Origin of the sequence: Dechloromonas denitrificans, assembly GCF_020510685.1 — a bacterium.
Classification (GTDB): Bacteria; Pseudomonadota; Gammaproteobacteria; order Burkholderiales; family Rhodocyclaceae; genus Azonexus; species Azonexus denitrificans_A.
Genome location: NZ_CP075185.1, coordinates 4,460,720 through 4,478,439, shown reverse-complemented (window position 1 = coordinate 4,478,439; position 17,720 = coordinate 4,460,720). Strand labels below are relative to the sequence as shown.

General features: G+C 63.2%; 19 protein-coding genes, 1 other RNA gene and 1 riboswitch. Of the genes, 10 read left to right on the top strand and 10 right to left on the bottom strand.

Features of this window, described 5'->3' with window-relative positions; genetic code table 11:
- The first annotated feature begins 67 nt into the window (after positions 1 to 67).
- Positions 68 to 1,567, top strand: a complete 1,500-nt coding sequence (locus KI611_RS21310; protein ID WP_226417652.1) for a protein adenylyltransferase SelO — start codon at positions 68 to 70, stop codon at positions 1,565 to 1,567.
- Here KI611_RS21310 and KI611_RS21305 read toward each other — a convergent pair.
- The 8 genes from KI611_RS21305 to KI611_RS21270 form a co-directional block, all read right to left on the bottom strand.
- Positions 1,551 to 2,204 carry an esterase/lipase family protein gene (locus KI611_RS21305; protein ID WP_226417651.1) on the bottom strand — a complete coding sequence of 218 codons (654 nt, stop codon included), beginning with the start codon at positions 2,202 to 2,204 and terminating at the stop codon, positions 1,551 to 1,553. The two genes, KI611_RS21310 and KI611_RS21305, sit on opposite strands and share 17 nt — an antisense overlap.
- Positions 2,205 to 2,294: 90 nt before the next feature.
- On the bottom strand, positions 2,295 to 3,167 hold the full coding sequence (locus KI611_RS21300; RefSeq protein WP_226417650.1) for a Tim44 domain-containing protein: 873 nt from the start codon (positions 3,165 to 3,167) through the stop codon (positions 2,295 to 2,297).
- Positions 3,168 to 3,273: 106 nt separating this feature from the next.
- Positions 3,274 to 4,554 (bottom strand): cobyrinate a,c-diamide synthase, encoded by a 1,281-nt coding sequence (locus KI611_RS21295; protein WP_226417649.1) that lies wholly within the window; start codon positions 4,552 to 4,554, stop codon positions 3,274 to 3,276.
- A gap of 57 nt (positions 4,555 to 4,611) precedes the next feature.
- Positions 4,612 to 5,220, bottom strand: coding sequence for a cob(I)yrinic acid a,c-diamide adenosyltransferase (gene cobO, locus KI611_RS21290; protein WP_226417648.1), 609 nt, complete (start codon positions 5,218 to 5,220; stop codon positions 4,612 to 4,614).
- Positions 5,217 to 6,014 carry an ABC transporter substrate-binding protein gene (locus KI611_RS21285; protein ID WP_226417647.1) on the bottom strand — a complete coding sequence of 266 codons (798 nt, stop codon included), beginning with the start codon at positions 6,012 to 6,014 and terminating at the stop codon, positions 5,217 to 5,219. The genes cobO and KI611_RS21285 overlap by 4 nt, the downstream gene beginning before the upstream one ends.
- A 25-nt stretch (positions 6,015 to 6,039) precedes the next feature.
- The gene (locus tag KI611_RS21280; RefSeq protein ID WP_226417646.1) at positions 6,040 to 6,816 is read right to left on the bottom strand and encodes an ABC transporter ATP-binding protein; all 777 of its coding nucleotides are present in this window, start codon (positions 6,814 to 6,816) and stop codon (positions 6,040 to 6,042) included.
- Positions 6,813 to 7,790, bottom strand: a complete 978-nt coding sequence (locus KI611_RS21275) for a FecCD family ABC transporter permease (protein ID WP_226417645.1) — start codon at positions 7,788 to 7,790, stop codon at positions 6,813 to 6,815. Before KI611_RS21275 ends, KI611_RS21280 begins: the two co-directional genes overlap by 4 nt.
- A 6-nt stretch (positions 7,791 to 7,796) precedes the next feature.
- Positions 7,797 to 9,623, bottom strand: coding sequence for a TonB-dependent receptor domain-containing protein (locus KI611_RS21270; protein ID WP_226417644.1), 1,827 nt, complete (start codon positions 9,621 to 9,623; stop codon positions 7,797 to 7,799).
- A 105-nt stretch (positions 9,624 to 9,728) separates the two neighbouring features.
- A riboswitch (cobalamin riboswitch) is annotated at positions 9,729 to 9,936 on the bottom strand.
- Between the two features lie 115 nt (positions 9,937 to 10,051).
- On the opposite strand from KI611_RS21270, the gene KI611_RS21265 reads away from it, so the two are divergent.
- The 5 genes from KI611_RS21265 to KI611_RS21245 all read left to right on the top strand — a co-directional run bounded on the left by KI611_RS21265 (position 10,052) and on the right by KI611_RS21245 (position 12,174).
- Positions 10,052 to 10,249: a hypothetical protein gene (locus KI611_RS21265; RefSeq protein WP_226417643.1), complete on the top strand. Its 198-nt coding sequence runs from the start codon at positions 10,052 to 10,054 to the stop codon at positions 10,247 to 10,249.
- Position 10,250: 1 nt separating this feature from the next.
- The gene (locus KI611_RS21260) at positions 10,251 to 10,586 is read left to right on the top strand and encodes a cell division protein ZapA (RefSeq protein WP_226417642.1); all 336 of its coding nucleotides are present in this window, start codon (positions 10,251 to 10,253) and stop codon (positions 10,584 to 10,586) included.
- A gap of 34 nt (positions 10,587 to 10,620) precedes the next feature.
- Positions 10,621 to 10,801, top strand: a non-coding RNA gene (gene ssrS, locus KI611_RS21255) — 6S RNA.
- 69 nt (positions 10,802 to 10,870) lie between these two features.
- Complete coding sequence (locus KI611_RS21250; RefSeq protein WP_264180082.1) at positions 10,871 to 11,365, top strand: EVE domain-containing protein; 495 nt, start codon at positions 10,871 to 10,873, stop codon at positions 11,363 to 11,365.
- 2 nt (positions 11,366 to 11,367) lie between these two features.
- Positions 11,368 to 12,174, top strand: a complete 807-nt coding sequence (locus tag KI611_RS21245; RefSeq protein ID WP_226417640.1) for a sulfite exporter TauE/SafE family protein — start codon at positions 11,368 to 11,370, stop codon at positions 12,172 to 12,174.
- Here the strand turns inward: KI611_RS21245 and KI611_RS21240 are convergent, their stop codons facing one another.
- Entirely contained in the window at positions 12,175 to 12,951 is a 777-nt protein-coding gene (locus KI611_RS21240; RefSeq protein WP_226417639.1) for an enoyl-CoA hydratase/isomerase family protein, read from the bottom strand.
- A 127-nt stretch (positions 12,952 to 13,078) separates the two neighbouring features.
- Between KI611_RS21240 and KI611_RS21235 the strand changes: the two genes are divergently transcribed.
- Genes KI611_RS21235 through KI611_RS21220 form a run of 4 tightly spaced genes read left to right on the top strand, consistent with a single transcriptional unit; the run spans position 13,079 to position 16,984 of the window.
- Positions 13,079 to 13,399 carry a DUF485 domain-containing protein gene (locus KI611_RS21235; RefSeq protein WP_226417638.1) on the top strand — a complete coding sequence of 107 codons (321 nt, stop codon included), beginning with the start codon at positions 13,079 to 13,081 and terminating at the stop codon, positions 13,397 to 13,399.
- Positions 13,399 to 15,072 carry a cation acetate symporter gene (locus KI611_RS21230; RefSeq protein ID WP_226417637.1) on the top strand — a complete coding sequence of 558 codons (1,674 nt, stop codon included), beginning with the start codon at positions 13,399 to 13,401 and terminating at the stop codon, positions 15,070 to 15,072. The genes KI611_RS21235 and KI611_RS21230 overlap by 1 nt, the downstream gene beginning before the upstream one ends.
- A gap of 30 nt (positions 15,073 to 15,102) precedes the next feature.
- A complete protein-coding gene (locus tag KI611_RS21225) occupies positions 15,103 to 15,726 on the top strand; it encodes a PAS domain-containing protein (RefSeq protein ID WP_226417636.1) in 624 nt (207 codons plus the stop codon).
- Entirely contained in the window at positions 15,701 to 16,984 is a 1,284-nt protein-coding gene (locus tag KI611_RS21220; RefSeq protein ID WP_226417635.1) for a methyl-accepting chemotaxis protein, read from the top strand. The genes KI611_RS21225 and KI611_RS21220 overlap by 26 nt, the downstream gene beginning before the upstream one ends.
- Positions 16,985 to 17,009: 25 nt before the next feature.
- Here KI611_RS21220 and KI611_RS21215 read toward each other — a convergent pair whose 3' ends face one another.
- Positions 17,010 to 17,678, bottom strand: a complete 669-nt coding sequence (locus tag KI611_RS21215; RefSeq protein WP_226417634.1) for a GntR family transcriptional regulator — start codon at positions 17,676 to 17,678, stop codon at positions 17,010 to 17,012.
- Positions 17,679 to 17,720 lie beyond the last annotated feature (42 nt).

The following is a 17,720-nucleotide window of genomic DNA, read 5'->3' as shown; positions in this document are numbered from 1 at the left end:
CCGGCATGCCACTTGCTGTATGCCATCAGCGCCCGACTTTTTCGACAGAAACCAGACAAAACCGCCGATGAACGCCCCGGAATCCCTGCCCCTTGAATTTCCCGTCTTCGACAACAGCTTCGCCGCGCTGCCCGAGACCTTCTACACCCGCCTCGCGCCGCAGCCCCTGCCGGCCCCCTACGTCGTGGCCAGCAGCGCCGAAGTGGCCGGGCTGATCGGCCTGCCGGCCGGTTTGCTGGAAACCCAGGAGTTCGCCGAGATATTTGCCGGCAATCAGCCGCTGCCCGGGGCCGACCCGCTGGCGGCCGTCTATTCCGGCCACCAGTTCGGTGTCTGGGCCGGCCAGTTGGGCGATGGCCGGGCGCATCTGCTCGGCGGTCTGCGCAATCCGCAGGGCCACTGGGAAATCCAGCTCAAGGGCGCCGGCCGTACCCCCTACTCGCGCGGTGCCGACGGGCGCGCCGTGTTGCGCTCCTCGATCCGCGAGTTTCTCTGTTCCGAGGCGATGGCCGGTCTGGGCATCCCGACGACGCGGGCGCTCTGCGTCATCGGTGCCGATCAGCCGGTGCGCCGCGAGGAAATCGAGACGGCTGCGGTGGTCACCCGCGTCGCGCCCGGTTTCGTGCGCTTCGGCTCCTTCGAGCACTGGGCTTCGCGCGACCGCCATAGCGAACTGCAGCAACTGGCCGACTACGTCATCGACACCTTCCGCCCGGAATGCCGGGCTGCCGCCAACCCCTACGATGCCCTGCTGCGCGACGTCTCGCGGCGGACCGGCGAACTGATGGCGCAGTGGATGGCGGTCGGCTTCATGCACGGCGTGATGAACACCGACAACATGTCCATCCTCGGCCTGACCCTGGATTACGGCCCGTTCGGCTTCATGGAGGCATTCGACGCCGGCCATATCTGCAATCACTCCGACCATCAGGGGCGTTACACCTACCGCAACCAGCCGCACGTCGCACAATGGAACCTGTATTGCCTGGCCGATGCCTTCCTGCCACTGATCAAGCGCCCGAAACAGGCGCGCGACGCGATCGACGAAACCTATGGCGATGCCTTCGGCGCAAGCTTCGAGCGCCTGATGCGCAGCAAGCTCGGCCTGCATTCCGGGCTGGCCGACGACGAGGACTTCGTCGGCGAAACCTTCGGCCTGCTGCAACAGCATCGGCCGGACTTCACGCTGTTCTTCCGTGCGTTGGCCAAACTGCCGGCCGTGCTCGACCGGGAGAATGCGGCAAAAACCGATGCCCCGTTGCGCGATCTGTTTGTCGACCGCGCCGCCTGCGATGCCTGGTTGGCCACCTGGCGGGCCAGGCTGGCCCAGACGCCGTGGCCGGATGGCGAGCGGCAGGCAGCGATGCGCGCCGCCAACCCGAAATACGTGCTGCGCAACTGGCTGGCCGAAAAGGCCATTCGCCAGGCCAAGGACAAGGATTTCTCAGAAGTTCGGCGCCTCCTCGCCTGCCTGCGCAAGCCGTATGACGAGCAGCCCGAATTCGAAGACTACGCCGCCCTGCCGCCGGACTGGGCGAGCGGCCTGGAAGTCAGCTGTTCGAGTTGATTCCGGCAAGTCTTGCCAGGATCGCCCGGGCGACCAGCGGGCTGGCCGGCAACAGGGTGTGAACGACCGGCAGGCGGACTTCGTCGACTATCCATGCGGCGCTGATTTCCGCCACGGCGACGACTCCGTCATTGGCTTCGCCGGCGAAAGGCCCACGCGTTGCCGCAATGCCGCGCACCCCGAAGATACCGGTGGTCGGTGCGGAAATCGCCGGCACATGCTGCATCCGTTGTTCCGAAGCCAGCAATTGGCCGCAATCGCGGGTCAGTAGCCGGTAGAGCGGCTGGTCGTGCAGCAATTTCGCCAGCCGGGAGGCGCCAATCGGCGAGCCCAGCAGGAATACCCGGTGCGGTTGCCGGGTGCCGGCTGGCAGGGTGCCGAGGGCAGCACGAATCAGCACGCCGCCCAGCGAGTGGCCGATCAAAACATAGTCGCCCTGCCCGGCCAGGTGGGAAATGCGGGCGGCGAGTCGCCCGGCGATGGCCGGGAAGCTCTCGAAACTGGTCGCGTAGCCAAACGTGCCGGTCTGCATACCGGCCCGCCGCAAATGCCAGAGCATCGGCCAGCCGGAAAGCGGCGAACGTCCCATGCCGTGGACGAAAAGCGCGTGTAAGGCGGCGGGAGTCTCGATGGGCATTGCCAGTGCTCCGCTTGGCGCCGGTGAACGACGATCGTAAAAAAGGCCGGCGGGATTGCTCCCCCGGCCTTTTGCTTTTGGCAGTACGTCTTACTGGACTTGCTGGATACCGGCCAGTGTCCAGCCGCGGCTGCCGTCGCGCGGCTTGGTCATGTTCCAGATTTCGTCGAACGGGCCGGTCGGCGCGTTCTTCTCTTCGCGGATCAGGCCGTGGAAACGGATGCTGACGATATAGCGGCTGGCCTCTTCGGCGACATCGAGGACTTCGGCGTTCAACTGCACGACGTCGGTTTCCTGCGCTGCAGCACCGCGTTCGGCCATGCCCATCTTGATTTCGGCGAACATTTCCGGCGTGGTGAATTCGCGGATGTCGTCGAGATTGCCGGCATCGTTGGCAGCTTGCAGGCGGATGAAGTTGACCTTGGCGTTACGGACAAAGCCATCGACATCGAAGTCGGCCGGGATGGAGCCAGTCGTCGCTGCACTTTCGTTGGCTGCCGCGGCGGCGTAGGTCGAACCGCCGGCCGGGGTGAATTCCGGCTTGGGCGGCTGGGCGCCACCGTAGCCGGCACCGGCGTACTGCATGCCACCCGGCTGACTGGCCGCGGCCTTCTTGCGCATCACGAAGCCGATCACCATGACCACCGCCATGATCAGCAGGCCGATCATCATCATGTTGGCCAGGCCTTCACCGAAGCCGAAATGCGAGGCCAGAGCGGCCAGACCAAGACCGGCGGCGAGGCCGGCCAGCGGGCCCATCCACGAACGCTTGGGTTGCGCGGTCGGCGCGGCGGCCGGCGTGGCCGGTGCGGCTTGGGTCGGTTGCTTGGTTGCCGACGGGGCGACCGACTGGCGTTGCATGCCGGTCGAACCGCCGCCACCCAGGCGCTTGGCTTCGGCGTCGCCGATGCTCAGCGTAAAGCCGAGGATCAGGGCGGCGGCCATCAGAGCGAAATTCTTCATCGTTGTCTCCATGTGGAAAAGTTACAGCCGCTAGTCTAACCGCGTCTTGGACCCGGAAAAACTACAATAAGCCGCACTTAGTGTTCGTGAAAAATGGAGTATCGAGCTAACGGAATAGGGCGGCGACGGCGGCCGGATTGGACGGGAAATAGAAATGCACGTAGGAGGCGGTCAGCCGTTGCTGCCGGAAGATCGCTTCGCCGTCCCGGCCGTCGGCGGTTTTCGCCCGGACCAGCGGCAGCAGCGGGGTTTCGCTTTGCGAGTAATGGAAAGTGTGACCGGCCAGCCGGCCTTCCGGCAGTTCGGCAAATTGCGTGCCGAGGGCGGCCAGGCGCTGCTGCATCACCGCCCGGCCCGGCAGCAGCCCGGCAAACCGATGGCTGGCGCCGGTCTTGTCGGTGACTTCGGCGAACAGGCTCATCATGCCGCCGCATTCGGCGAGCAGCGGTTTGCCGGCTGCGACATGGGCGTGCAAGGCCGACCACAGATCGTCACGGGCGGACAGCGTTGCGCCATGCAGCTCCGGATAGCCGCCGGGCAGCCAGATGGCGTCGCAGTCAGGCAGCGGATCGCCAGCGAGCGGCGAGAAGAAGCGTAGTTCGGCGCCGAGGCTGCTCAGCGTTTCCAGGTTGGCCGGGTAGATGAAACCGTAGGCGGCATCGCGGGCGATGGCGATGCGCCGGCCGGCCAGGAGCGGCGCAATGGTCGGTGGCGGGGTGTCGGCAAAGGCGATCGGGGCGGGCAGATCGACCGTCGCGGTGGCGGCCAGCGCGTCGGCCAGGCGGTCGAGACGTCCTTCCAGATCGTCGATTTCGGCCGCCTGCAGCAGGCCGAGGTGGCGTTCGGGCAGCGCTGCCTCGGGGTTGCGCGGCAGGGCGCCGAACCAGCCCATGCCGGCCGGCCGGCTATCGCGCAGCAATTCGGTATGGTGGGCGCTGCCGACCCGGTTGGCCAGCACCCCGGCAAAGGGCAGGCCGGGGCGATAGGTGGCCAGGCCGTGGGCCACCGCGCCAAAGGTCTGGGCCATCGCCCCGGCATCGATCATCGCCATCACCGGAATGTTGAAACGGCAGGCAATATCGGCGGCCGACGGCGTGCCGTCGAACAGCCCCATGACGCCTTCGACGAGGATCAGGTCGGAGTCCCTGGCGGCCCGGCTCAGTCGCCAGCTCGCATCGCCCTCACCGCACATCCCGAGATCGAGGTTCTGGCACGGCCGACCGCTGGCCACCGCGTGAATCTGCGGGTCGAGAAAATCGGGACCGCATTTGAAGACGGTGACGCGCCGGCCCTGGCGGGCGTGCAGCCGGGCCAGCGCGGCGGTGACGGTGGTTTTGCCTTGGCCGGACGAGGCGGCGGCGATCAACAGGGCGGGACAGGCGGTCATTTGATTTGTTTCCTTGGTGGCGGCGCAGGGCGCTCCGGCGTTTTCAGCGGAGCTTGCTCAGAACTCGAGGCCGGGCATGGCCTTGATGCCGCTCTGGAAGGCGTGCTTTTCCATGCCGATGTCGCTCACGGTGTCGGCCGCATCACGCAGCGCCTGCGGCGCCGCGCGGCCGGTGATGATGACGTGCTGCATCGGCGGCCGGGCAAGCAGCTTGGCGAGCACGGCATCGAGTTCGAGCCAGCCGTACTTGAAGGCGTAGGTCATTTCGTCGAGGACGACGAGGCCGATCTGCGGGTTGGCCAGATGCTCGCAGGCGACGCTCCAGGCGTGCTGCGCCGCTTTGGCGTCGCGTTCCTTGTCCTGGGTCTCCCAGGTGAAACCTTCGCCGCCGACATGCCAGCTGACCCCGGCCTGCTGGCGGAAAAAGGCTTCCTCGCCGGTATCGGAGCGGCCTTTGACGAACTGCACGACGCCGACCTTGAGGCCGTGGCCGAGGGTCCGGGCGACTACGCCGAAGGCGGCGCTCGACTTGCCCTTGCCGTTGCCGGTGTTGATTACCAGCACGCCGCGCTCTTCCTGGGCATCGGCGATCTTGCCGTCGACCACTTCCTTTTTGCGTTGCATGCGGGCGGTGTGGCGGGATTCCTGATCCAGGGTTTCGGTCATGGCTTGAGCGCTTCCTTGAGTTCGTCCAGGCCTTCGAGCAGGCGTGGGCCGGGGTAGAAAAAATTGTCACCGGAGAGCATGACCAGCGGCACGGGCAAGGCACCGAGGGCGGCATTGCACTGGCTGGCCGAGGTGGCGATGAAGTTGATCACGAGATCCGGGCGGCTGCCGGCGACCAGGGCCGGGATGCCGTCGTTGCCTGGCCCGTCGTCGAGATGGTGGATGCCGTCGACCGGATCGGCGAGGGTCAGGCCGGCCTGTTCGGCAAGGTCGCCGAGCACGGTGTTGCGGCTGTAGGAATAAGGTTTCTCGGCGCAGGCCGAAAGCAGCAGCACGCGCCGGCCGTGGCCGGGAAAATCGGCCAGGCGCTGGCGCAGCTCGCGACTAAACTGCCGGACGCGGGCCGCACCATCAGGCGCCTCGCTCGCTTCGGCCAGGTCGCTCAGCATCCGTTCGGTTTCGGCCAGCGAGCGCGAGCCGCCGACGCGGAGCGCCTGGGTACCAGCCGGCGTGACCTGTTGCAGAACCTCGGCCTTGGTCAGCGTCGAGGTTACCAGCAGATCGGGATGCAGGGCGGCGATGGCCGCCGCGTCCGGGTCGGCCACTCCGCCGGTGCGCGGCAGATCTTTCTTGTCGTAGCGCGAAACGCCGACGATGCATTCGCCACGGCCAAGCCAGTCGAGGGCAATGCTCAGGTAAGGCGATTGACTGACGATGCGCGGACAACCGGCCTGGGCGCTCAGCGCAGCGATGCCGAGCAGGGTAAAGCAGAGAATACGGATCAGCGGAAGCATGAAAGTCCTTGCAATGGCGGCGCGGTCAGCGGGGAATGAAGCCGATCAGGCCATCGATTTCGACGGCCTGCAGCGGGTGCTGGTAGAGCGCCGAGAGGTGTTCGGCGGTCAGCATCTCGCGGACCGGGCCGAGTTCGTGGCGGCCATCGCCGTGGATCAGCAAGGCGCGGTCGCAGTAGCGCCAGGCCAGGGCCGGTTCGTGCAGCACCATGATGACGCCGGCCCCGCAGTCGCGGGCCGCCGCGGCGAACAACTCGAGCACGGCGATCTGGTGATTGAGGTCGAGATGAGCGAGCGGCTCGTCGAGCAGGTAGAGCGGGGCCGCCTGGGTGAGCAGCGTGGCGACGGCCAGACGTTGCCGTTCGCCGCCGGACAGGGTCTGCACCTCGCGTTTTTCCAGTTCGGCCAAGCCGACGGCGCGCAAGGCGGCGCGGGCGATTTCGGCGTCGCGCTCGCTTTCCCATTCCCAGCGCCCGAGATGCGGGTGGCGGCCGGTCAGTACAGTTTCCAGCACCGTCGACGCAAAGGCATCGCTATGCCGCTGTTCCAGCCAACCACGGCGGCGGGCCGCCTCGCGCGGGCCGAGTTCGGCGTAGGTCTGGCCGCCGAGCAGGACCTCGCCGGTATCGGCGGCGCGCAGGCCGGCGAGCACGGAGAGCAGCGTCGACTTGCCGGCCCCGTTGCGGCCGAGAATGGCCAGCCGCTCGCCCGGCTGCAGCGAGAAATTCAGGTCGAGACAGACCTGTTGCTGGGCGATGCTCAGGTTCAGCGTCCGGGCTTCGATCAACGGGGCGGCGTTCATCGCGGATGCCTCGACAGCAGGAACAGGAAGACCGGGACGCCGATCAGCGCGGTCAGCACGCCGACCGGCAGTTGCTGCGGGGCGATCAGGGTTCGGGCCAGCGTATCGGCCAGGACCAGCAGCGAACCGCCGGCCAGTACCGAGGCCGGCAGCAGCAGGCGCTGGTCGTTGCCGGTGGCGAGTCGCACCAGATGCGGCACGACCAGACCGACGAAGCCGATCGAGCCGGCCGTTGTCACCGAGGCGGCGGTGGCCAATGAGGCGAGCAGATAAATGGCAAAGCGCAAGCGGCCCACCGCAACGCCCAGCGCCTGGGCCTGCATCATGCCGCGCGCCAGCAGGTTGAGTTCGCGGGCGAAGGGCATGCACAGCGCCAGGGCGACCAGCAGGGCCAGCAAGGCCGGCCACCACTGGCCGGTTTGGCCAAGGTCGCCCATCAGCCAGAACAGCATGCCGCGCAACTTGTGTTCCGGGGCGATCGCCAGCATCAGGGCAACCAGCGCCCCGCAGCCGGCGGCGACGATGACGCCGGTGAGCAGCAGGCGGGTCTGCGTCCAGCTACCGTCGCCGTGCGCCAGGCCGAAAACAATGACCATGGCGCCGAGGGCGCCGAGAAATGCCAGGCCATCGATGCCGAGTACCGGCAGGCCGAGCAGGATGGCGAACATCGCCCCCACCCCGGCACCGCCGGAAATGCCCAGCACGTAAGGGTCGGCCAGCGGGTTGCGCAGGAGCACCTGCATCAGCGCCCCGGCCAGGGCCAGCAAGCCGCCGCAGGCGAAGCCGGCGAGTGCCCGCGGCAGGCGCAGTTCGCGCACGATGTCGGTGCCCGGTACGTCCTGCCCGAGCAGCGCCGCCAGGACGTCGATCGGGGGGATTTGCAAGCTGCCAACCATCAACGCCAGCCCGATGCTCAGCACGGCGAGCAGGCCGAGGCTGGTCAGGATCAGGAGGGCGCGACGGCTGGACGGCATGGATGCTTACTTGGGACTGTAGCGGACACCGACAAAGACATTGGTTCCCGGCGTGGCAAAGTCGCGGACCAGTTCGTAATCCTTGTCAAAAATATTGTTGGCGCGGGCGAATATCGTCCAGTCGGCAGCAACGCGGTAACTCGCCGAGAGGTTAACCACGGCATAGCCGGCGAGTTCCTGGGTGTTGCCGGCGTCGTTGTAGCGCCGTCCGCTGCCGAGAATTTCGCCGCCGATATTGAAGGCGCCAAAGTCCTTGCTCAAGCCCAGTTTCGCAATCTGGCGGGCCCGATAGCGCAACACTTTCTGCTGATCGGTATCTTCCGGATCCTGCAGGTCTAGGCTGGCGGAAAGTTTGTAGCTGTCCAACTGAGCGCTATAGGCCAGCGTCCAGCCGCTTAGCGTCGCCCGGGCGACATTGCTCGGCATCCACAGGCCGCTCGAATTCGGCGCCCACTCGATCAGGTTGCGTACGTCGTTGTGGTAGTAAGTCACCGAGGCGTGTTGCGAGGTCGTTTCATAGTGAATCGAGCCTTCACGGTTTTCCGAGGTTTCCGGTTTCAGGTCGGGATTGCCCGAGCCCGGCCAGTACATGTCGTTGAAGGTCGGCGCCTTGAAGCCGGTGCCGTAGGAAAGATTGCCGCGCCAGTTGGAAGAGAACTGGTAGCCATAGGCCAGCATCCCGGTGGTCTTGATGCCGAACTGGGAATTGTCGTCTTTTCTGACGTTGAGTTGCAGGCGGTGATCGGACAAATTCCCGGTCCAGCCAGCCAGGTAGGAGTTGACGCTACGTTCCTTCAACACATAGTTCACATTGCCGGAAACACTCTGCTCGACTCTTTCGGCAGCGAGCAAGGCGGTGCCGATCGGCAGTTTCAGGTCATTCTGCCATTGATACTGGATCTGCTCGGAGCGGATGTCGGAACCACGGACACCGTTGGTGAATTGCTGGCCATCGTCGGCGCTTTTGCCGATTTTGATCGTGCTGGTCCACGCTTCGGTCAGCTGGTTGCGGGTGTAGGCATTGGCCCCGTAGATGGTTTCGTTCTGCTTGTAATCCTTGGCCTTGGGGCTGGAGTCATAGCGATTCCAGCCATCGGAGAAAAGATAGCTGACGCCAAGCTCATGGCCTTTTTGCGGCGTGTAGGAAAGGCTGCCTGAACTGCTGGTCGTCTGAAACCCATCCTTGTCCGGGTTGTAGTACGAGTTTGCCGGATTGCGGACCGAGGTGTACGAGTCGCCGCGCTTGTCAGCCAGTTGGAAACTGTAGCGCCAGCCGCTGGCGCCGCCAGAAAATCCTGCGGCCAGCGCCGAGGTGTTCCAGGTGCCGTAGCCGGCTTCGGCGAACGCCTGGAAGGGGCCATCGCCGCGCTTGGTGAAAATCTGGATCACGCCGCCAATGGCGTCCGAGCCGTATAACGAGGAGCAGGAGCCGCGGATGATTTCGATGCGGTCTACCTGCTCCAGCGGGATGAAGCCCCAGGCCGGCGAACCGAGCGTCGCCGAGCCGAGACGCATGCCGTCTACCAGGACCAGGGCGTGGGAGTTGTTGCTGCCGCGAATGAAGACGCTGGAATCGGTGCCCATCCCGCCCTTCTGGTTGATTTCGATGCCGGGTTGGCGGGCCAGCAATTCGTTGATCGTTGCCGTCGGGCCGGCACTGCGGATTTCTTCCGATTCGATCACCGTGACATCGGACAGGATTTCGCTGGCGCGCTGGGCCTGACGGGTTGCGGTGACGACGATGGTATCGAGTGCCGCCAGTTGCTGGGCCTCGGCCGGTGCAACAAAGATGAGCGGCAGCAGCGCTGCCAGCGGCTTCAAACGTGGATTCATGAGTCTTCCTTTCCCGGCGGGCGTCCCCGCATGCCGGAACAGCATTGAGAAGGAAGCGCAGGGAGAACGGCGGATCGCGAGAGCCGGCGCCACACCCCCGTGGCACTTCCGTGATTTGTCTCAGGCCGGTATCCGGGCTCACAAGTCTTGACGCGTCGCCTTCCCAGGTCTTCACCCAGTGGCATTTTGACGCGCCCGCACTTGCTTACCGTTGCGGGGGCAGCAGCGGATTAGTCTCCTTGGAGACGCACCGCTTTCCCGTTTAACTGCGCTTGGAGAAACCTCGCACAGCACCTGACACGCCGCGCATTCTACATGGGCAGGGCTGGCACCGCACCAGAAAAATGTCTTTGACTTCCGATAAACCACTTTGAGAATAAAGGCTTAGTCCTTGACCACGCGGCATTTTTCCAACTATAGTGCGGTCCATGAATAGCGAACTCGAAGCGCTGGAAGCCAAGATTGAACAGGTCGTCGCCCTGGTTCACCAGTTGCGCGCCGAGAATGAGGTGCTGAAGAATCAGATCGCCGCAGCCGAAGTCGAGAGGTTGCATCTGCGGCAGACCATGACGCTGGCCCGCGAGCGTCTGGAAGGCCTCGTGGACAAGCTGCCAGAGGATGCCTGAGATGAGCACCGAGCCGAATTTCCTTGACGTCAAGATCATGGGCCGCGAATACCGCGTCGCCTGTACGCCCGAAGAGCGCGATGCGCTGCTGCTGGCGGTCGATCTGGTCGACAACAAGATGCGCGAAATCGCCCAGCGCACCAAGAGCACCATCGCCGAGCGCGTCGCCGTGATGGCGGCGCTCAACATCGCTCACGAGTACCTTTCCGGCGCCTCCACAGGGGCGGAAAATACTCTTGGCGAAGCGGTTGATACTTCCGACGCAAAGCGTAGAATCGGTGACATGGGAGCACGAATCGATACCGTGCTTGCGCCCCAGCAGCAACTGGATCTGTAGTCATTTGCTGCTGACCCCGGCGCCGCCCGCCGAGCGTCCCCTGCGGTGTTTGTTAAGGCCATATATTCCTTGAACCAATGCTAATTGGCATCGGTTGCGAACCATCGAAACCGCTGTTGTGCGCACTCTTCGTCGGGTGTGCCTGAAGCGGAAGGAACGTAGCCACTCTGGACCCAGGTTCAGGATGCCGGCCTGACGGCACTCGCGGGGGCCTATCTCCAACGGGTGGCAGATTCTCTGCCACCCGTTTCTATTTCCGAAACAGTGACATGCAATACTGGTTGATGAAATCCGAGCCCGATGAGGTTTCAATCGACGACCTCGCCGCCGCGCCCGCCCAGACCTTGCCGTGGTTTGGCGTGCGTAATTACCAGGCGCGCAATTTCATGCGCGATGCGATGCAGGTCGGCGATCTCGCCTTCTTTTATCACTCCGGCTGTGCCGAGCCGGGCATCGCCGGCATTTGCGAAGTGTGTTCGGCAGCTTATCCGGACGCCACGCAGTTCGAGTCGACCATCACAACGGGGGCTGGTCGCAGGGATAATCCGTATTTCGATGCAAAAGCAACGCCGGATAATCCACGCTGGCTGCTACGCGACGTGCGTTTCATCGCCAGGACGCGTTTCGTTTCGCTTGGCGAGTTGCGGCGTCATCCGGAGCTTGCCGGCATGCGCCTTCTGGCGCGCGGCAATCGTTTGTCGATCATGCCGGTGGCAGAAGCGGAATGGGATTTCATCGTCGAGCATCTGCTCATGCTTAACCAACTGAAAAGGTCTTGAGAATGGCTGTTGAATGGCTGATTGCCTATTTGTTGCTGGGGGCCTTGGTCGGGGTTTTTGCCGGTTTGCTGGGGGTTGGTGGGGGCGGCATCATGGTCCCTCTGCTGACCGCGATGTTTGCTGCCCAGGGCGTGGGTAGCGAGCATCTGGTCCATCTGGCGCTCGGCACATCGATGGCGGCCATTGTCCTGACCTCGATTTCCAGCCTGCGTGCGCATCATGCGCACGGCGCGGTGCGCTGGGACATCGTCAAGGCGATTGCGCCAGGCGTCCTGCTCGGCACCTTCGCCGGCACTTTCGTTGCCTCGCAAGTGCCGACGCGCCCGCTGGCGATATTCTTTGCCTGCTTCATGGCCTACGTCTCGCTGCAGATGATCCTCAACGTCAAGCCGAAACCGTCGCGCAATCTGCCCGGCCCCGTTGGCATGGCCGGAGTGGGCGGGGGCATTGGCATCATCTCGGCCTTGGTGGCGATCGGCGGCGGTTCGCTCTCGGTACCCTTCATGACCTGGTGCAACGTCAAAATGCAGAACGCCATCGGCACTTCGGCCGCGATCGGCTTGCCGATCGCGCTGGCCGGAGCGCTGGGTTACCTGATCAACGGCTGGGGGAGCGCCGGTCTGCCGGACGGGTCGTTCGGCTATGTTTACCTGCCGGCTTTTGTGCTGATCAGCAGCGTTTCCTTTTTCACGGCGCCGCTCGGCGCCCGTCTGGCGCATCGCTTGCCGGTCGCGACGCTGAAGAGGATCTTTGCCGGAGTGTTGATCCTGCTCTCGGCAAAGATGCTGCACACGGTCTTTGCCGGCTGATCAGCAGCCCTTGAAAACGGGCTTGCGCTTGGCCAGAAAGGCCGCGAGGCCTTCCTTGTAGTCCTCGGTGTCGAGGAAGGCGAAAGACGCGGCTTTTTCCTCGTCGTTGAGCGGCCGGCCGCTTTGCAGCCGGCGTATCCACTGTTTGTGCCAGCTGGCGACGAGCGGTGCGCCGGCGCAGATCCGGCGGGCGGTGGCGTAAGCCTCGTCGACGCACTGGGCATCTGGCACGACGCGGCTGACCAGTCTTTTTTCGTAGGCTTCAGTGGCGGTCAGGATGCGCCCTTCGAGCAGGATTTCCTTGATGACTGCTGGGCCGGCCAGCTTGAGCAGGCCTTCCATTTCGCCGGGGTACATCGAGAAGCCGAGTTTGTTGATTGGCGCGCCGAAGCGGGCGCTTTCGCCGCTGATGCGCAGGTCGCAGACGCCGGCGATTTCGAGGCCGCCACCGATACAGGCACCTTGAATCAAGGCGACGGTCGGGTGCGGGCAATCGGCAATCGCATTCAGCGCGGCGGCGACTTGCCCGTGATAGTGCAATGCCTGGTCGAGCGTTGTGCGTCCGGTTACGAATTCTTCCAGATCGCCGCCGGCTGCGAAGGCTTCATGGCCGGCGCCGCGCATGACGACGCAGCGAATGCTGCGGTCGCCGGTGATTTTCGCCATGTTTTCGGCCAATTGCTGCCACATGCCGAGGTCGATGGCGTTGAGTTTTCCCGGGTTGTCGAGAGTAAGGGTGGCGATTTCGCCATTGATGTCGAGGTCGACAGTACTCATGGGCTGTTTCCGTTTTTTGGTTGAAGAATTATAGGCTTGAGTCCGGCAAATCGATTTTGGTCAGTCCTATATAAGATAGAATAATGCGCGCCGATATTCGGCAATTATTAATAGGGGAGAATAAGCCATGAGCAGCGCGATGTATGAGCGGATGCGGGCCAATCCGAAGTTCCAGGATCTTGTCACCAGACGGGGACGTTTTGCCTGGACCTTGGCCTTTGTTGTTTTGACCATGTTCTACGGTTTCGTGATGGTGGTCGCCTTCAATCCGGCGGCCTTGGGGCAGCCGGTGAGCGAAGGTTCGATGTTGACTGTGGGGGTCGCCGTCGAATTTTTCATGTTCGTTTTCTTCTGGCTGCTGACGGCAGTTTATGTCCGGCGTGCCAATACGGAATTCGACGCACTGACCCAGGAAATCGTCAAAGAAGCCTGGAAGGAGAACAAATAATGCGTCGCCTGACTCAACTCAGCACGGCTCTCGGCCTCTTCGCCGTCGCCGCCATGGCATATGCCGGCGGCCCGCTCGAAGGCGTTACCGAAAAACAGGCGACCAACTGGCACGCCATCATCATGTTCTGCATCTTCGTCGCGATGACGATGGGCATTACCTATTGGGCGGCCAGCCGCACCAAGTCGACCGCCGACTTCTACACGGCCGGTGGCGGCATTACCGGCTTCCAGAACGGCATGGCGATTGCCGGCGACTATATGTCCGCCGCCACGCTGCTCGGTCTGACCGCGATGGTGTACACCCAGGGTTACGACGGCTACATCTACATGCTGGCTTTCTTCGCCGGCTGGCCGGTCATCCTGTTCCTGATGGCCGAACGCCTGCGCAATCTCGGCAAGTTCACCTTTTCCGACATTACCGCCTATCGCCTCGATCAAGGCAAGGTGCGCACCATGGCGGCGATTTCCTCGCTGACCGTGGTCTGCTTCTATCTGATCGCCCAGATGGTCGGCGCCGGTCAGTTGATCAAGCTGCTGTTCGGTCTTGACTACAACGTCGCGATCTTCGCGGTCGGTATCCTGATGATGGTCTATGTCACCTTTGGCGGCATGGTTGCCACCACCTGGGTGCAGATCATCAAGGCTGGCATGCTGCTGGTTGGCGGTACGTTGGTGATGGTCCTGGCCTTCATGCAGTTCGATTTCTCGTTCCAGAATCTGCTGGAAAAAGCGACGGCCGTCCATAAGCTCGGGCCCAAGCTGATGTATCCGGGCAGCCTGCTGGCCGATCCGATCACCGCCATCTCGCTCGGCCTCGGTCTGATGTTCGGTACCGCCGGTCTGCCGCACATCCTGATGCGCTTCTTCACCGTGACCGATGCCAAGGAAGCCCGCAAGTCGGTGCTCTACGCTTCCGGTTTCGTTGCATACTTCTTCAACGTGATCTTCATCATGGGTCTCGCCGGCATCCTGATCGTCGGTCAGAATCCGGAGTTCTTCGAAGGCGGCGCGATTGGCGGCAAGCTGATCGGCGGCGGCAACATGGTCGCCATGCATCTGGCCAAGGCGGTCGGCGGCAACATGCTGCTCGGCTTCCTGGCTGCCGTTGCCTTCGCCACCATCCTGGCCGTCGTTTCCGGTCTGGCTCTGGCCGGCGCTTCGGCGATCTCGCATGACATTTATGCCCGTGTGATCATGAAGGGTCAGGCATCCGAGGCGACGGAAATTCGTGTCTCGCGGATTGCCACGATCTGCCTCGGCTTTGTCGCCATCGTGCTCGGCATCCTGTTCGAAAAGCAGAACATCGCCTTCATGGTCGGCCTGGCCTTCGGTGTGGCGGCGGCCGCCAACTTCCCGGTGCTCATCCTGTCGATGTACTGGAAGGGGCTGACGACTCGTGGCGCGTTGTTCGGCGGCTACGGCGGCCTGCTTTCGGCGGTCATGTTCGTGGTCCTGTCGAAGTCGGTGTGGGTCGATGTGCTGCACAATGCGGCACCGCTCTTCCCCTACACCCAGCCGGCCCTGTTCGCGATGCCGATTGCCTTCCTGCTCGCCTACATCTTCTCGAAGACCGACAGCAGCGTTCGCGCCGGTAAGGAAATCGAGGCCTTCGAAGATCAGTATGTGCGTGCCCAGACTGGCTTCGGTGCTTCGGGAGCCAGCAACCACTAAGTTCTTCCGGAACCGTAAAAACCCGGCGACATGCGTCGTCGGGTTTTTTTGTCCGCAATTAATGGCGCTTCCAGCAGCGGTGGTGTAGATTCGCCCCCTTCGCTGCCCAGCCAGCGTCGTCCTCAAGGGGGTATGGTGAAACGAGGAATCGAGCCGACATCGGTCGAGCGCAAAATGCGGGAGGATGATTTCATCGTCTCGAAAACCAACGCCAAAGGCATCATTACTTACGGAAATCCGATTTTCATCGAATTTTCGGGGTATACCGAAGAAGAGCTACTTGGCTCACAGCACAATATCATTCGTCATCCGGACATGCCGCGAGCGGCATTCAAACTGGCCTGGGACACGATTGCATCGGGCAAGGAATTTTTCGGCTATGTAAAGAACATGGCCAAGGATGGCAGTTTCTACTGGGTCTTTACCCATATCACCCCGGATTTCGACTCGCGCCGCAATATTCTCGGCTATTCCTCGGTGCGTCGTTGTCCGCGGCCGGGCGCCATAGCGAAAATCGAGCCGGTCTATCGCCAGATGCTCGCGGCCGAACGCGCAGCCGGATCGCGCGAGGCAATTGCCGCCGGCACGGCGGTTTTGCTCGATTTGCTGCAACAGACAGGAATGAGTTATGAAGAACTCGTCTTTTCCCTTTAAACGCCTGCTGCTCGGCTTGCTGATCGGTCTCGGGCTGGCGGCCGGCTATTTTGCGGCGTGGGCGCCGGTCGTCTTTCTCGTGCCGGCGCTCGTTCTCGTTTTCCGCTTGGATGGTGCCGCTCAGACTCCGCTCACCGAACTGGATGGCCTGCTGCAACAGATCGGACAGGGCAAACTGACCGGCAGAATGCCGCATTCGCTCGGCGCGCCCATGCTGGAGAGCATTCGCGTCAACCTGAACTCGGTGCTTGACCAGACGGAAACGGCATTTCGGGAAATTCTCGGGGCGATGAGCGCGTCCTCTGAAAACCGCAACTGGCGGCGTCTGCAAACCACCGGCCTGCACGGCACCTTCAGCGATGTGCTCGACCAGATGCAGGTCTTGCTCGACCGCTTGGGGGCGGCCCAGGAGTCGATAGCCCGCGAGGCCTTGTTGTCGAGAATTTTTCTGCGCTCCGAACGCGGCCTCTCGATGGCCATCAATCACGTCAGTGCGGCGCTTGGCGAGGTCGATGAGAACGCCCAGCAAGCAAAATCCCTGGCCAGCGACTTCGCCAGTTCGGCCAGCGACATGGCCGAAGCTTCCGGCCGGATGGCGCTGGCTCTTGGACTGGCGCAGGAGTCCGCCGGTAACGGCGTACAGGCACTGGACGACCTGAACAGCAAGGCCAATGTAATCAGCCAGCTGACCGGCCATATCGATGCCATCGCCAAACAGACCAATCTGCTCGCCCTCAATGCGGCGATCGAGGCGGCGCGGGCCGGCGAGGCGGGACGCGGCTTCGCGGTGGTCGCCGATGAAGTGCGCAAGCTCGCCGACCAGTCGTTGCGGGCATCGGAAGAAATTGCCGCAGCCATCCGCGCCATATCCGGTTCGATGCAATGGGCCACGCAACAGATCGGCACCCTGAGTGATTCCGTCTCGGATGCCCGTACCACCGCCGATGCCTTCGGCGAAAAGCTTACCCGCTCAGCCGGTTCGGCCGATCAGGTTGGCGAGCTGACCACGGCGATTGGAGCCGGTGCCCAGTCGATGGGCGAATCGATGCGCCTGGTTGCCCTTGCTCAGAAGGCGCGGGCCGACGTGACGGCGATCCTGCATGGCGAGGAACTCGACGTCAATGCCCTGCCCGAGATCGAGCGCGAGGCCATTGCCGTCGTTCAGACCCGGAAATGGGTGACCGGCAGTGCCGATCGCGAAGCGCTGATTGGCATCTATGATCGGCTGTTCTCAAGTATCGAGAGTGAAATGCACTAAAACTGCCGCGGCAGTTGCGTCGCCGTCAGGGATTCTTGGCGGCGGCGCTTTCGTGCATCCGGGCCAGCGCATCGCGCCCGGACAGCAAGTGATCGTGCATGGTCTTTTCGGCCTTTTCCGTATCGCCCGCTTCAAACGCCGCCATGATCGTGCGATGCTCTTCGAGCGATTGCTGCAGACGACCTTCGAGCGACAGCGAGTGCAGCCGGGATAGTTTCAATACCTTGCGCAAATCCTGGATGACTGAAAGCAACCAGCGATTGTTGGCCAGTTCCTGGATGCGCCGGTGAAACTCCTGATTGGCCTCGAAAAAGGCATCGATCCGGCCTTCCTTCGCGGCCAGTTCGAGCTTTTCGTGAATGGCCCGCAGTTCGCGCGTATGCGCCGGTTTGGCGCGGCGCACCGCGTCGACCACGCAACGCCCTTCGAGCAAGGCCATCAACGGAAAAATGTCGTCCATGTCCTGGCGCGAAATCTCGGTGACGTAACAACCGCGCCGTGGACGCAGTTCAACCAGCCCTTCCGAAACCAGAACCTTGAGTGCTTCGCGGAGTGGCGTGCGCGAAATGCCGTACTCCTCGGCGAGTTTCTGCTCGTCGATCCAGGTGCCCGGCGTCAGTTCATGGGCGTAAATGCGTTGACGCAAGCGTTCGGCCACTTCCTGATAAAGCGCGGTTGGTGCAATACGGGTCATGTTTTCGGTGTGGTGTGATTGAGCAAGTCAATACGTGGCTGA